This is a genomic window from Prochlorococcus marinus str. MIT 9201 (genome assembly GCF_000759955.1).
Taxonomy (GTDB): Bacteria; Cyanobacteriota; Cyanobacteriia; order PCC-6307; family Cyanobiaceae; genus Prochlorococcus_A; species Prochlorococcus_A marinus_G.
Genome location: NZ_JNAL01000018.1, coordinates 38,584 through 52,781 on the forward strand (window position 1 = coordinate 38,584; position 14,198 = coordinate 52,781).

General features: G+C 31.3%; 15 protein-coding genes and 1 tRNA gene. 8 read left to right on the top strand and 8 right to left on the bottom strand.

Going from position 1 to position 14,198, the window contains the following annotated elements; all coding sequences use genetic code 11:
* The first annotated feature begins 16 nt into the window (after positions 1–16).
* A complete protein-coding gene (gene hisB / locus EU95_RS01375; protein WP_032522807.1) occupies positions 17–622 on the top strand; it encodes an imidazoleglycerol-phosphate dehydratase HisB in 606 nt (201 codons plus the stop codon).
* Between the two features lie 72 nt (positions 623–694).
* The gene (locus tag EU95_RS01370) at positions 695–2,179 is read left to right on the top strand and encodes a carotenoid oxygenase family protein (protein WP_032523073.1); all 1,485 of its coding nucleotides are present in this window, start codon (positions 695–697) and stop codon (positions 2,177–2,179) included.
* Between the two features lie 2 nt (positions 2,180–2,181).
* Here EU95_RS01370 and rdgB read toward each other — a convergent pair whose 3' ends face one another.
* The gene (gene rdgB / locus EU95_RS01365; RefSeq protein WP_032522808.1) at positions 2,182–2,757 is read right to left on the bottom strand and encodes an RdgB/HAM1 family non-canonical purine NTP pyrophosphatase; all 576 of its coding nucleotides are present in this window, start codon (positions 2,755–2,757) and stop codon (positions 2,182–2,184) included.
* Positions 2,758–2,759: 2 nt separating this feature from the next.
* The gene (locus EU95_RS01360) at positions 2,760–4,214 is read right to left on the bottom strand and encodes a phosphoglucomutase/phosphomannomutase family protein (RefSeq protein WP_032522809.1); all 1,455 of its coding nucleotides are present in this window, start codon (positions 4,212–4,214) and stop codon (positions 2,760–2,762) included.
* Positions 4,215–4,292: 78 nt separating this feature from the next.
* On the opposite strand from EU95_RS01360, the gene EU95_RS01355 reads away from it, so the two are divergent.
* Positions 4,293–5,711 carry a TM0106 family RecB-like putative nuclease gene (locus tag EU95_RS01355; protein WP_032522810.1) on the top strand — a complete coding sequence of 473 codons (1,419 nt, stop codon included), beginning with the start codon at positions 4,293–4,295 and terminating at the stop codon, positions 5,709–5,711.
* Here EU95_RS01355 and EU95_RS01350 read toward each other — a convergent pair.
* Positions 5,697–6,533 carry a folate-binding protein YgfZ gene (locus tag EU95_RS01350; protein WP_032522811.1) on the bottom strand — a complete coding sequence of 279 codons (837 nt, stop codon included), beginning with the start codon at positions 6,531–6,533 and terminating at the stop codon, positions 5,697–5,699. The two genes, EU95_RS01355 and EU95_RS01350, sit on opposite strands and share 15 nt — an antisense overlap.
* A gap of 10 nt (positions 6,534–6,543) precedes the next feature.
* Positions 6,544–7,104: an orotate phosphoribosyltransferase gene (pyrE, locus tag EU95_RS01345; protein ID WP_032522812.1), complete on the bottom strand. Its 561-nt coding sequence runs from the start codon at positions 7,102–7,104 to the stop codon at positions 6,544–6,546.
* 141 nt (positions 7,105–7,245) lie between these two features.
* Between pyrE and EU95_RS0109160 the strand changes: the two genes are divergently transcribed.
* The 3 genes from EU95_RS0109160 to EU95_RS01335 all read left to right on the top strand — a co-directional run bounded on the left by EU95_RS0109160 (position 7,246) and on the right by EU95_RS01335 (position 9,660).
* A tRNA-Ile gene (locus tag EU95_RS0109160) sits at positions 7,246–7,318 on the top strand.
* Positions 7,319–7,336: 18 nt separating this feature from the next.
* Positions 7,337–8,605 (top strand): hemolysin family protein, encoded by a 1,269-nt coding sequence (locus EU95_RS01340; RefSeq protein WP_032522813.1) that lies wholly within the window; start codon positions 7,337–7,339, stop codon positions 8,603–8,605.
* 50 nt (positions 8,606–8,655) lie between these two features.
* Complete coding sequence (locus EU95_RS01335) at positions 8,656–9,660, top strand: Gfo/Idh/MocA family protein (RefSeq protein ID WP_032522814.1); 1,005 nt, start codon at positions 8,656–8,658, stop codon at positions 9,658–9,660.
* Between the two features lie 26 nt (positions 9,661–9,686).
* On the opposite strand, the gene EU95_RS01330 is transcribed toward EU95_RS01335, so the two are convergent.
* Together EU95_RS01330 and tgt are read right to left on the bottom strand one after the other, a co-directional pair.
* Positions 9,687–9,827 carry a photosystem II reaction center protein K gene (locus EU95_RS01330; RefSeq protein WP_011375837.1) on the bottom strand — a complete coding sequence of 47 codons (141 nt, stop codon included), beginning with the start codon at positions 9,825–9,827 and terminating at the stop codon, positions 9,687–9,689.
* Between the two features lie 33 nt (positions 9,828–9,860).
* Entirely contained in the window at positions 9,861–10,979 is a 1,119-nt protein-coding gene (tgt, locus tag EU95_RS01325) for a tRNA guanosine(34) transglycosylase Tgt (RefSeq protein WP_032522815.1), read from the bottom strand.
* 98 nt (positions 10,980–11,077) lie between these two features.
* Between tgt and EU95_RS01320 the strand changes: the two genes are divergently transcribed.
* Positions 11,078–11,818 (top strand): adenosylcobinamide-GDP ribazoletransferase, encoded by a 741-nt coding sequence (locus EU95_RS01320; protein ID WP_032522816.1) that lies wholly within the window; start codon positions 11,078–11,080, stop codon positions 11,816–11,818.
* Here the strand turns inward: EU95_RS01320 and EU95_RS01315 are convergent.
* Entirely contained in the window at positions 11,796–12,932 is a 1,137-nt protein-coding gene (locus EU95_RS01315) for a sensor histidine kinase (RefSeq protein ID WP_032522817.1), read from the bottom strand. The two genes, EU95_RS01320 and EU95_RS01315, sit on opposite strands and share 23 nt — an antisense overlap.
* A gap of 250 nt (positions 12,933–13,182) precedes the next feature.
* Here EU95_RS01315 and EU95_RS01310 point away from each other — a divergent pair, with 250 nt between their 5' ends.
* The gene (locus EU95_RS01310; protein WP_011817760.1) at positions 13,183–13,551 is read left to right on the top strand and encodes a DUF3155 domain-containing protein; all 369 of its coding nucleotides are present in this window, start codon (positions 13,183–13,185) and stop codon (positions 13,549–13,551) included.
* Here the strand turns inward: EU95_RS01310 and EU95_RS01305 are convergent.
* The gene (locus EU95_RS01305) at positions 13,548–14,165 is read right to left on the bottom strand and encodes an alpha/beta hydrolase (RefSeq protein ID WP_032522818.1); all 618 of its coding nucleotides are present in this window, start codon (positions 14,163–14,165) and stop codon (positions 13,548–13,550) included. The two genes, EU95_RS01310 and EU95_RS01305, sit on opposite strands and share 4 nt — an antisense overlap.
* Between the last annotated feature and the right edge of the window lie 33 nt (positions 14,166–14,198).

A 14,198-nucleotide genomic window follows, 5' to 3' on the forward strand; every position in this document is an offset into this window, starting at 1 on the left:
AGTTTTTTGCATAAAAATGTCATCTCTAAGGCAATCTGAAATAAAAAGAAAAACGAATGAAACAGATATTTCTGTATTTATAAACTTAGATGGAAATGGGATTTCCGAGATTGATACAGGGGTACCATTCTTAGATCATATGCTCCATCAAATATCCAGTCATGGTTTGTTCGATTTAAAAATAAAAGCAATTGGAGATACCCATATTGATGATCATCATACAAATGAAGATGTAGGAATCGCATTAGGCAAAGCATTTTCAAAAGCCCTGGGAGAAAGAAAAGGAATAAGCAGATTTGGACATTTCTTTGCCCCATTAGATGAAGCATTAGTACAAGTCACTCTAGACTGCTCTGGCAGACCACATCTATCTTATGATCTTCAATTAAAAGCCCCTAGAATAGGAAATTATGATACTGAACTAGTAAGAGAGTTTTTTATTGCTTTTGTAAATAACAGCGGTATTACTCTGCATATTAATCAAATACAAGGTAGTAATTCACATCATATAGTTGAGGCGTGCTTTAAAGCTTTTTCAAGAGCAATGAGAATGGCTACCGAAATAGATCTAAGAAGATCTGATTCAATCCCAAGCAGTAAAGGAATGTTAGAAAATCAATAAAATAGGAATTTTTTCGAATCAGCCACAATTCAGTTGATTTTTGGCGAAGATAGATTAAGTAATTTCTTAGTTGTGACTAATTTACAAAATAAAAAAATTGATAAAATTAAAAGTTTTAACAAAGAAGATTGGTCCAGTGCGTATCAAAACGTAGAAAAAGAGCTAACTAAAGAGCCTCTAAAAATTAGCAAAGGAACGCATATTAAAAATCTAAATGGAACATTATTAAGAAATGGACCAGGAATATTAAAGAGAGGTGGACAGTGGGTTCATCATCCATTTGATGGTGATGGTATGATTACATCCATAAAATTCAAAAATGGTCAGCCATACCTAACGAATAGATTTGTTAAAACTAAAGGTTATCTGGAAGAAGAAAAAATAAACAAATTTATTTATAGAGGTGTTTTTGGGACCCAAAAAAATGGAGGAATTTTAAATAATGCATTAGATCTAAAATTTAAGAACATAGCTAATACTCATGTCGTTAAATTAGGAGATGAAATTCTCGCATTATGGGAAGCAGCTGGGCCACATGCAATGGATCCTGATAGTCTTGAGACTATTGGTTTATCAACATTAAAAGGGGTACTCAAGCCTAACGAAGCATTCAGTGCGCATCCAAAAATAGACCTTAATTCAAATTTATCTTCAGAACTTTTAGTAACTTTTGGAGTGCAAACCGGGCCAAAAAGTACCATTAGATTAATGGAATTCAATAATGCTGGTGAAAATCCTGGAGAGCTAATTTTCGACAGAAAAGATACCTTTAATGGCTTTGCATTCCTTCATGATTTCGCAATTACAACTAATTGGGCAATATTCTTGCAGAATGCTATCGATTTCAATCCTCTTCCATTTGTAATGGGCCAAAGAGGGGCAGCACAATGTTTAAAGTCTAATCCAAATAAAAAGGCAAAGTTTTTTATCATCCCCAGAGAAAGCGGATTATTTAGAGGGCAGCCCCCGTTAACAATCGATGCTCCAGAAGGATTCGTTTTTCATCATGTAAATGCATTTGAAAAAGATTCCAAAATCGTATTAGATAGTATTTTTTATGATGATTTCCCATCAGTTGGTCCAGACGAGAATTTTAGGGATATTGACTTTGATAAATATCCAGAAGGAAAACTGAAAAGATCAATTATCGATCTAAAGAATAAAACTAGTGAACTAAAAACTATAAGTGAACAATGTTGTGAATTTGCTGTTACAAACCCTAAAAATTTAGGATTAACAGCAACTTTTAGTTGGATGGCAAGCACATCTCAAATGCTAGGTAACGCCCCTCTTCAAACAATAAAAAAAATAAATTTAATTTCGAAGGAAGAAATTTTTTGGTCAGCGGGTCCAAGTGGATTTGTTAGTGAACCAATTATGGTTCCATCAGAAAACTCTTCTAAAGAAGATGAAGGGTTTTTATTTATACTTATATGGAATGGAGAACGAAGAGGAAGTGATTTAGTGATTTTAGATGCGAAAGACTTAAGTGAATTAGCTGTTTATGAATTACCCATTTCAATTCCCCATGGCCTTCATGGATCTTGGGTTAATTGAATTTAAGAAAAAATTTCAATTAAATCTGGAATAATTTTTTTTAAAGCTTTACCTCTATGACTACAAGACTCTTTGATTTCATTATTCATTTCTGCAAAAGTTAATCCGGTAGAACTCTCCTCAAAAATTGGGTCATACCCAAAACCCCCTTTTCCTCTCGGATTGAAAATAATGTTGCCAAAACATTTAGCTTCAGATTCTATAATCACTTCACCATTAGGGGAACAAACACAAATATTTGCAATAAAGAAAGCACTTCTATTTTGAACTCCATCAAGTTCTTTTAAAACTCGTTCAATTCTCTTTTGATCATTTTCTGCATATCTTGATGAATAAATGCCTGGTTTCCAATCTAATGCTTCAATACAAATTCCAGAATCATCTGCTATTGAGAAATTATTTGTTTTTCTCGAAACTTCACTCGCTTTTTTAATTGCATTATCTCTAAATGTTTGTCCATCCTCTTCAACTTCTAATGATTCTGGCTGAAGTAATAATTGACAATTAACTCCAGCCAGCAATTTCTTATATTCTGAAATTTTCCCTTTGTTCTTACTGGCCAAATATAAATTTTTCATCTTTATTTACCTGCTAAATTTATAAATTCTTGACCCCACTCTAATACCTCATTTAGATAAGATTTTTTTGGTGCTTCACAATACAACCTTAAAAGAGGTTCGGTTCCTGAAAACCTAAAAAGAAGCCAGAAATTTTTATTAATTCTCAACTTTATTCCATCGATCTTTGAAATACTTTTTAACTTGTGATTATTAATATTCTCAGGAAGATTATGTATTATAAATTCTTCTACAGAATTTTTTTCTGACTGATTTGGAAATTTAATATCAATTCTTTTATAGAAACTTGGCCCAAAATCTTTTTGTATTTCATCTAAGGTTTCAAATAAATATTGAGATTTTTCAGCAATTCCATTTAATAAAACCATTGCGGCATACAGAGCATCTCTTTCGGGCATAAATTCACCAAAACCAACCCCTCCAGATTCCTCTCCTCCAATAAATATTTTCTCTTTGATCATTTTTTCAGCAATATATTTAAAGCCAACTGGAAGTTCAAGAACTTCTCTATTTTGACTCTCTGATATATTTTTAATAATATCTGAACCACTAACAGTCTTTAAAACTGGATAAGAATTATTTTTAATTTCGCCCAAATAGTGAATAAAGTATGGCAGTAAATCTTGTGTACTAGAGTATCTTCCCTTTTCATCAATTACTGCAATTCTGTCACCATCTCCATCAAATATAATTCCTAGAGTTTTCACTTCATTTGTTGAATTGTTGATTAGTGTTTGATTTAATTTATCTACATAATTCAAAAGAGGTTCAGGAGGTTTTCCACCAAAAAAAGGATCACTATCTTTTCTGATTTCTGAAATAACTTCTGAATCATTAGAAGCAAAAATATCAGACATACAATTTGCAGCCGAACCATGCATAGAATCTACAAAAATTCTTAATTTCATTTTTCTCAATCTATTTGAAATAAAGTCAATATCAAAAAGGGATTTGATTTTATCCAAATGAAAATTCCTAATATCTACCAATTGATTGGCATCCTCTATTTTTTCAATTGTATTTCCCAGCATTAATCTTTTTTCAATTTCACTTGTAAAAGATTCGTCAACAGAACATCCATTAAAGCTTTTTATTTTCAGGCCCAACCAATTATATGGATTATGACTTGCTGTAATTACTAACGCTCCTAAAAAACCCATTTCTCTGGCATATAAACTACAAGAGGGAGTTGTAACAAAGCTATTAGATAACATCGGTTCAAAACCACATCCTCTTACAAAAGGGACTACATGCTTGGCAAATTCACTTGCCATAAATCTACGATCATATCCAATTAAAATTTTCTTTGAATTAACTTTTTTATAGTATTGATAATGCAACTCCTGACAGGCAGCCACAACAACCCTTGAAAGATTGGACAGGTTAAAATCAAATCCAATTATTCCTCTCCAGCCATCAGTTCCAAATTTTATATTTTCTATTGTATTATCTTGCAAAATGAAGACTTCCTTGATTTCTTTTAATTATCTATATTAATTTATATTAGTGATATTTAAAACTGCCCATAAAATAATTTGAATACTATTTACTTAAAAAGTTTTATAAGATGCAAGAGAAAAGCGTGGCTTGATTTCAAAGGTGATAAATCTTATGAAGTTTGGTCTCCGCATAAAGCGATAGATAAAGTTAATCAATATCAAATTTTTTCTAAATTATGTAATGGTGAAATATATACAGGATTAAAAGCTTGTGAAAAGGGTTATCAAGGGGTAATTGGATTAAAAATTAATGGAAAATTTTTCCAAAATGTTAAAGCAGAGATTCATCCCCAATTACTTTTGAGGACAAAAGGTATTAGTAAATGGGGATCATATAAATATCTACCTGCTGTTTATAAATTAGGCTACAAGACTACAAAAGAACATTTATTTGACTTGGCTTTTAGTTCTATTCTTTTGGACTCTTTTCAAGAATCTAAAATAGAGAAAGGGTTAGTAATTTCAAGTTTTAATAAAAAAATTAATGTTGAAGAAATTTATTTAAATAAAAAATTAAGAAAAAAAGTTTTGAATGTTTTATTAAATTTGAATGATTGCTTGGAGGGATTTTTGCCAGAAATAACTCAAGATAGAAAAAAATGTACTATTTGTTCATGGCAAAAATTTTGTGACAAAGAAGCAAAAGAAAATGGATATCTTACAGATATAGATGGGATAGGATCCAAAACTGACTCATTACTGAAAACAAACGGAATAACTAATACCCAAAAATTAGCTTCATATAGCGCAAAAAAACTTGGAGAGAAATTATCTAAATTCAAAGATCAAAAGTATGAAAAAGCCTCAATATTTGTAATGCAGGCAAAAGCATATATTTCTGGAGAAGCGTACTTCATTTCCAATAAAAATGATAAGGACGATCTATTAAAAAAAATATATTCTGGATTTTATATTTTTGATATTGAGTCAAATCCAGATGAAAAGCATGATTTTTTATATGGTTTTTTAAAAATAAATAATTTGTTTATAAAAAAAGAAGATCTGATTTATGAGCCAATCTTAAATCTTAAAAACAATAAAGAGGAATCTTACAGGAAAATTATTGCAATACTTTTTGCACACAAGGAATGGCCAGTTTTACATTATGGAGAAACTGAAAAAATAGCAATAATTAATATTGCTAAAGAACTAAATCTTAGTTTTGAAGAAATTGATTCAATTACCTCAAGATTTATAGATTTACATACCTTAATAAGAAAGTATTGGATATTACCACTAAAAAACTATGGTTTAAAAACCGTTGCCAATTGGCTTGGATTTGAATGGGTACAGAAAAATGTAAATGGCTCGAAAGCCTTATATTGGTGGATTCAATATCAAATTACAAAAAACGAAATATTTTTAAAAAAAATTATCCAATATAACAAAGATGATTGTTTGGCCACCCTACAAATCGCAGAATATTTAATCAAAAATCAATTAAAGAAAAATTGAACCTACAGATTTATTTATAATTATTTTCCCAAAAATTTCTGAAAACAAACAACTTCCTTCTTCTAAATATTTTCTTTTTATCATTGCTAGGCCTTTTATTTGAGAATCTGATTTAAAAATACTAGTAATTTTACCAACAGAAATATCTTTAGCAGAATTTATATATAAATTTTTATCTTCAGCGTCTAAATAAAAATTAGAATCTATGGATTTCCAAATTCTAATTTCCTGTTTTAAAGAAGAAACATTATTTATTTTTGATATTGTTTCTTGTCCTAAATAACAACCTTTATTAAAATCTATAAGATCTTTTAATCCGAGCTCAAGAGGATTATTTTTTCCGTTTATTTCCATTTCAAAGGTAGGTATAGCCTGATTAATTTTCCAAAGTTTTAAATCATTGGGATTCAGTAAATTGAGTTTATTTTTGTAGATTTCAAATTCTTTATCTTCTTTTTTGAAGAAAATAGGCAGGTAAGTTCTCCATGAACTAGATTCATCAATTTCCTGAATTCTATTTATCAAGAAAGGTTCACTTAAAAGGACATCATCCGCTGGAAAAATAATTTGATTAAAGTAATCAATTATTTCATCAGTTTTACCCGCCAAGATAATTACTTCTAAGTTTCTTTCTAAATCAATAATTTCAATTAATGCCCTTAGAACTCCATTTGGAGTTAGCCAACAAGTTTTGATAACTTTATTTTCTGAATTAAGAATATTACTCGTTGTTATTCCATTCAAAAATTTCCTGGCATCTTTCCCAGTAATAGAAAAACAATCAAATTTTTCAAGCCAAAAAAATTTTTTTATATCTTGCATTTTGAGATAATTATAAAAAGTCTTTTATTGTAAAAAGACTTTTTAATTTAACATTTGCATCGCTAAGGGCTTCATATCCACCTTCTTGCCTATCAACTATAGATAATACCTCCTCAACAACATAATTATTTTCTCGTAGCTTATTTATAGCTTTTATTACTGAACCAGCAGTTGTTACCACATCCTCCAAGACAGTTACCAAGGTGCCTTTTTCTAAGATAGGGCCCTCTATTCCAGCTTTGGTACCGTATTTTTTAATTTCTTTGCGAATTATCAGACCATTAAGGTACAAGCCTTGCGAAGCTGCTTTGACAATTAATCCACTTACTAAAGGATCTGCGCCTAATGTCAATCCTGCTACAGTTTTTGAACTTGAGTCTTTTAACTCTAAAAATAAATCACTTATTAAGTTTAGGCCTTCGCCATTTAATGAAACCGGTTTACAGTTCAAATAATGACTGCTTTTTTTCCCTGAAGATAAAGTGAAGTTTCCTCTCTTGTAAGATTTTTCAATTAACTGTTTTAATAATTTTACTTTATTTAAGTCATACTTTTCAGAAAAATTACCCATTAGTAAAAGTTAAATTTATATTTAAAGATTAGAAGAAAAAAAAGAAATCTCACAAAAACTTCCTAATGAGGTGTTTTTTGAAATATTATTTTTATATTGTATATTGAAATTCAATGTAATTAAAATTACATAAATTCCCTTGGGGGTGTAGCAATCTGGTGAATGCACCAAACTCATAATTTGGCTAAGGCGAGTTCGATCCTCGCCACCCCCATTATTCATTTGTCATTGAATGAAAATAACTCTACTTTTATTTCTTTTATTTTTCCCGGCTTTTTTCGCAGCGAGTGAACTCTCTTTTTTATTAATAAGGCCAAGTAAAGTTTTAAGGTTAATAGAAGAAAAAAAGAAAGGAGCATTTTCAATTTTAAAAATTCAAAAACGCTTTAGATCTTCATTAATTGCCTCTCAATTTGGAGTAACAATTTCATTAGTTGCAATTGGATGGCTCAGTAATAACCTCGCTAATGATTATTGGAAAAGCAATATTTTGTCAAATAGATTTTATGATCTTATATTGTTTTTATTTGTTGTTTTAGTTGTTACTCTCGTTTCTGGACTAATTCCTAAAGCGCTAGTAATTAATAATCCAGAATCTGCTGCATTAAGGCTTACAACAATATTCGATGCAGTTAGAAAAGCTATGAATCCTATTGTGAAGACGATAGAATTCTTTGCTAGCGCCTGTTTAGGCTTGTTCAATTTAAATAACAAATGGGATTCTTTAAACTCAGGTTTATCTGCAGGAGAATTAGAAACTCTTATAGAGACCGATAATGTAACAGGTTTAAAACCAGATGAGAAAAATATTCTTGAAGGAGTTTTTGCTTTAAAAGATACTCAAGTTAAAGAAGTAATGATTCCAAGATTTGAAATGGTAACTTTGCCAAAAAATATAACCTTTTCAGAACTTATGAAACAAGTTGATAAAACTCGGCATGCTCGCTTTTTTGTTATTGGTGAGTCTTTAGATGATGTATTAGGTGTATTAGATTTACGTTATCTAGCTAAGCCAATTTCAAAAGGTGAAATGGAAGCCAATACACTATTAGAGCCGTTCCTTTTACCAGTTACAAAAATTATAGAAACATGTTCATTAGCAGAAATTTTGCCAATAGTAAGAGACTACAATCCCTTCTTGCTAGTAGTTGATGAACACGGTGGCACAGAGGGGCTCATAACTGCGGCTGATCTAAACGGCGAAATAGTTGGAGAGGAAATGCTCAACAATAGAATTTATTCAGACATGAGAATGTTAGATAATTTCTCTAGAAAATGGTCAATAGCTGGAAAATCAGAAATTATTGATATCAACAAGAAGTTAAGATGTTCCATTCCAGAAGGTACAGATTATCATACGCTTGCTGGATTTTTGCTAGAAAAATTTCAAATGGTTCCAAAAATTGGGGACGTTTTAGATTTTAATAACATTAAATTTGAAGTTATTTCTATGTCAGGTCCAAAAATTGATCGTGTTAAAATAATCCTTCCCAAAAGCTAAATGTGGCTTCCCATGGAGGATAATATTAATAAATACAAGGATTTGAAATTATGCAACCAACCTCATCACCAGTAAAGGTTGGAGTAATAGGTATAGGGAATATGGGCTGGCATCATGCTCGAGTACTAAGTTTACTCAAAGATGCAAATCTCATTGGAGTAGCAGATCCAAATGAAGAGAGGGGTAAATTAGCTATTGAGCAATTTCAATGTGAATGGTTCAAAAATTATAAAGACTTAATTCCAAAAGTTGATGCAATTTGTATCGCTGTCCCGACATTACTTCATCATAGGGTAGGACTAGATTGTCTAAATGGAGGTACTAACGTTCTCATTGAAAAACCAATTGCAGCAAATGAGTTGGAGGCAAAATCATTAATAGAGGCCGCTAATGCAAGTAAATGTCTATTACAAGTTGGGCATATTGAGAGATTTAATCCTGCTTTCAGAGAATTAAATAAAATAGTAAATAATGAAGAAATTGTTGTTTTAGAAGCAAGAAGGCACAGTCCTCATGCGGACAGAGCAAATGATGTATCTGTAGTAATGGACTTAATGATTCATGACATTGATCTTATATTAGAGCTTGTAAACTCAAAAATACAAAAATTAGCAGCTGTTGGAGGAAGAAATAGCGAAGGATTAATAGATTATGTTAATGCTACTTTAGTTTTTAAAAATAATGTTATTGCAAGCTTAACTGCCAGCAAAATGAGTCATAAAAAAATTAGAAATTTAAGTGCTCACTGCCAAAATAGCCTAGTAGAAACTGATTTCTTAAATCACTCTTTACAAATCCATCGAAAGTCTCATGAATCATACTCAGCAGAGCACGGAGAATTAGTCTATAGAAATGATGGATATGTTGAAGAAGTTAGCACGACTTCCATTGAACCTCTTTATGCAGAACTGGAACATTTTCTTAAATGCGTTCAGGGTGAAGAAAAACCTGAGGTAGATGGTGAGCAAGCCTCAAGAGCATTAAAAATTGCTGATTTTATAGAGAGTGCTGTAGATAATTCTGGAGATGCGATTTTACTTGAAAATCCCTTTTAGTACTAATAAACTAAACTAAAAGAATTTTATTTAAATCCTACTGCAGCTTGCCAAACAAATACCAATAAAAAGAAAAATAAAGGAATAAGTGGAAGAACGTCAACAGTTGGAGCAAAGGCCTTGTAAGCCTCTGGCAATTCAGCGAATGTATTAAATAGAATGAGCACCTTTTTAATAATTTAATTAATTATGATAAGACGTTACCACGTATGGTGAGCAATAGAGGATGTTTTCCAAGGAGCGAAATCATTTGTAAAACAATTATCTATAATTGCAGTAGAAATTGCTTTGGTAAATCTTATTAGGTGAGCAATATTATGCAAACTTATGAGGGTTAGGCCTAATATTTCGTCATTTCTAATTAGATGATGCAAATATGCTCGAGAATAGGATTTACAAGTCTCGCATTTACAAGTTTTGTCAATTGGAGAAAAGTCATTTTTAAATCGAGCATTTCGCAAATTCAATCTTTCATCATTAAAAAATGCAGTCCCATGCCTTCCTAGCCTTGTAGGCAGAACACAGTCAAATATATCGAATCCATTAGCAACAGCCAAAGTAATTTCTCTTAAAGAGCCAATTCCCATTAAATATCTTGGCTTATTTACTGGTAAGAATTTCGGGACGTAATTAATTACACTATGTATGTCTTCGACTGCCTCGCCAACACTTACACCTCCCACTGCTATACCAGGCAGATCAAAAGAACTTGTATATTTTGCGCTATATTCTCTCAATTTCGGATACTTACCACCTTGAACTATGCCAAATAATGCTTGATTGGATTTCTGATGAGTCTCAACACATTTTTGCAACCATGAATGAGTTCTTTTTAAAGAGTCCTCAATTTCATTTTCGTTAGCAGTATGCGGAGGACAATGATCAAAAGCCATCGCAACATCCGATCCAAGATCCATTTGAATTTGTATTACTTTTTCAGGTGATAAAAATACATGACTACCATCTCTTGGATTTTTAAATTCCACACCTTTATCAGAAATATTGTTTAATTTTGCCAAACTAAAAACTTGATATCCTCCTGAATCAGTAAGAATAGGTTTAGGCCAATTCATGAACTTGTGAATTCCGCCAGATTCTTTAACTAATTTCTCTCCAGGTTGCAAATGAAGATGAAAAGTATTTGAGAGAATCATTTCTGATCCTATAGAGGTTAACTGCTTAGATGAAATTCCTTTAACCGTTGCCAAAGTTCCCACAGGCATAAATTTTGGTGTATTTACCTCACCATTTGGTGTATGAAATATACCAGTCCTTGCACCTGTATTACTGCAATTCGATGTTATTTGAAATTCAAACACGATAATTTATAAAATTTTTTTATCCTTTTTCATTAATCTAACCTATTATTTAGTTTTAAATCCATTTTTATATCATCAAAAAATATTTAATAAAAAATTTGGTAGGCTCTTGGATTTTCTATACGACATTTCCAAAGATACCTTTAATTAAACCCGAATTTAAAAATATTGCGCAATTTGCCCCGCCTTTGGGATTTTTTATTGGAACAATACAGAGTTATGTTTTTCTTTTTTTAACAACAAACTCTTGGTCAATTTATGCGTCTGCATTAATTTGTTTGGCTTCGGGATATTTAATTACAGGTGGTCTACACCTCGATGGTTTGATGGATACTTTCGATGGTATTTTTGCAGGTAAAAAGAGACGTTTAAAAGCCATGAAAGATAGTAAAGTTGGTTCCTTTGGCGTTCAAGCTTTAGTTTTTACAACTTTAATTCAAATTGCTTGCATACTGAAAATTCAAAACCTAATAATTTTTGTTTTACCTATATGTTTATTTTGGGGAAGATTTTCAAATTTATTTTTTATAGAAAAGTTTCAATATAAGAGTTATAAGAAAAAATCTATTAGTCACAAAAAGTTTTGGAATGGATTTAAAAAAGAATCTTTGATCTCTATTATTTTTCTTGTAATTTTTATTGCATACCAATTTGTTTCAATTACATCCCATGCAATATTAATTAAATTTTTAATTCTTATTTTGATTGGTATTTTTATAAGCTATTCTATCCCAAACATACTGGGTAATAAAATTGGAGGCTTCAATGGAGATGCCTGCGGTGCAAGTGTTGTACTAGTTGAAACTGCAATGTTGTTTATGCATGCAATTCTTTTATAGGTAGTTCTAAATAGAAAATATTTTTCTTCTTAAAATTTTTTGATTTCTCAGTATTACCAATCGAGTCATTTTCCAGCAATCTCAAATCTCCTCCAATTTGTTTTGCTAATTTCCTCGCTAAAAAAAGTCCCACACCAGTGCCGTCCTTCTTTTTAGCGGCAGATCCTCTAAAACCTTTTTCAAAAATTTTTTCGTTTTCATTTTTGGTTATTTTTTTACCATCATCAAATATACAAAGTCCATTACTTGTAATTTCGATTCCAATTTCAGCATCTTTTTTGGCATATTTAAAAGCATTTTCTAACAAATTGGCCACAATTTCAGCAATTACAGCATATTTTGCCTTTAATGGCGAAATGGTCCAATCTGGCCAAAGAGAAGGTTCCGTCCAATCTCTATTCTCTAAGTTCGCATTAGCCTTACCCCTTTCTAATATTGGCCTCAATAAACTCTGAACAGTAATTACCTTTTTATTATCTAAATTTGGTGGTAGTAATAATCTTTCCTCTCCAATTTCCAGAGGAAGTTGAATTGGTGAATTTAATTGCGCAAAAGAATCCATATATTGATTAATTTGTTTTTGCTCTATTATCATGCGTTCGACTATTTCAATAGAATCATCATCTGAGCCAAGTCTTTTTATTAATAATTTTGCATATGTCCTAATAGCAGCTAATGGATTCCTTAATTGATGAATTATGACACTTACCTGATTTTTTAAATAATTGACTTCTTCATTTTTATTTTGGCGTTCTAATTCGATAGAGACGCATTTAGCTAAAGAGATTGAGAGCGCTTTTAATCTAGAATCGAGCGATACTGGCCAATTCCCCCCTTTCAAATCAGTTTCTACCCTAAGGACACCAAGTAGAATATCGTTTTCTTGTAGCGGGTACCATCTTCTATTAGGGGATGAAACCTTTAGTGAAGGATCATCTTCTATTGAAGTCAGTAACCTATCAATTTGAGGCCATTGACCAATCATTTCAAAAGATGCTTTAGTTCCTTGCTTAGCTGAAGCAATATACATAACTAAATTAGTTACGCCCATTGAGCAACCAAAACTCTCTAGCTGTTTTAGAATTAATTCTTCAAATTTTTTTGAAAGATTCATGATTAATGAAATTTGAGAAATTTTTAAAAAAAACTTGAAAAAGGGCTTGTAAAATATGAAAAAAGTATTAAGATATATAAAGAGGTCTGACTTTAGCCAGCCTTAAATATGAATATTTAATCATATTTTAAGCTACATCAGGGGTTGATGGGTCCTCTATGTAATTTGAAGTGAATTTAAAATCACATATATAAGATTAGTAAAAATAAAGTAAGACTAATCTCATTAATAATTTCAGGAGTACCAATCAATGTCAAAAAAAAGAAAAAGAATCAGCAGAAGAAGATTGGCCGGCCAAAGAGTAATGGCACATGTACCTATTTATCATATCGAAACTGGCAAACATAAACCAGTTACAGCAGCAAGAAGATTCATTGCTGAAAATGGTCTCTCTGCGCCTTCAGTTTTTAATGTCAGGAGAAATGAGCACACCACCGATAGATTTTTTTGGGGCGAAAAAGGGTTATTTAGCGCTCAATATGCTGAAGAAAATCATTTTCTATTTCCATCACTAAAAGTTGTAGTAGAGGGAATTGGTGAAGAAAAAATATTTGAGGGTCTAGAACTTACTGCAGATGATTGGGAAGAGATTGAAGAATATGAATATGCTTTTGTTTAAAATATATTTCTAATATTTGAACTTATAAAATTAATTAAATTTGAATCAATTTGATGAAATCCATCGAATTCTAATAGTTCACAAAATTTAGAAGACTTACTCTTTACCTTTTCATAAATATTCCTAGAGGCATCTATAGGCACAACGTCATCAAATAAACCATGACTAATAATCAATGGTGAGAATTTTTCTCCTGGAGCCCATTTAGGGTGAGGATAACCACTACAAGCAACAATTAATCCGAAATTTAACTTTAATCCCGCATCAATTGCCATTGCCGCCCCTTGAGAGAACCCCAACAAAATTGTTTTTCTTAGTGGAATCTGATCAGTATCAAATTTTTTTAATGAATCTAAAAGTTTATTTACTTCAATCTCAGCTCCATTCCAATCATGTGGGTATAATCCATACCACTGTCTTCCCTGACCGCTTGGGTGTAATCCAGGAGCCCTCAAAGAAATTACCTCAAAATCAAGATTTATTTTTTCAGTCATCTCCTTTCCAAATGTTAAAAGGTCATCTGAATCAGCTCCCCAACCATGCATCAAGATAATTCTATGAGTTGCAGTTTGAGAGCTAATCGAGACAAATTCATGATTGATAGCATATTTCATGTTTATATTCTTAAGTAAGTAAACTTTCCCATA

What these genes read in the sequence shown, in the direction of transcription:
- EU95_RS01315 (WP_032522817.1), bottom strand. Translation starts at nt 12,932, where the DNA reads ATGAATCTTTCAAAAAAATTTGAAGAATTAATTCTAAAACAGCTAGAG.
- rdgB (WP_032522808.1), bottom strand. Translation starts at nt 2,757, where the DNA reads ATGAAAAATTTATATTTGGCCAGTAAGAACAAAGGGAAAATTTCAGAA.
- EU95_RS01305 (WP_032522818.1), bottom strand. Translation starts at nt 14,165, where the DNA reads ATGAAATATGCTATCAATCATGAATTTGTCTCGATTAGCTCTCAAACT.
- pyrE (WP_032522812.1), bottom strand. Translation starts at nt 7,104, where the DNA reads ATGGGTAATTTTTCTGAAAAGTATGACTTAAATAAAGTAAAATTATTA.
- hisB (WP_032522807.1), top strand. Translation starts at nt 17, where the DNA reads ATGTCATCTCTAAGGCAATCTGAAATAAAAAGAAAAACGAATGAAACA.
- EU95_RS01335 (WP_032522814.1), top strand. Translation starts at nt 8,656, where the DNA reads ATGCAACCAACCTCATCACCAGTAAAGGTTGGAGTAATAGGTATAGGG.
- EU95_RS01310 (WP_011817760.1), top strand. Translation starts at nt 13,183, where the DNA reads ATGTCAAAAAAAAGAAAAAGAATCAGCAGAAGAAGATTGGCCGGCCAA.
- EU95_RS01340 (WP_032522813.1), top strand. Translation starts at nt 7,337, where the DNA reads ATGAAAATAACTCTACTTTTATTTCTTTTATTTTTCCCGGCTTTTTTC.
- EU95_RS01350 (WP_032522811.1), bottom strand. Translation starts at nt 6,533, where the DNA reads ATGCAAGATATAAAAAAATTTTTTTGGCTTGAAAAATTTGATTGTTTT.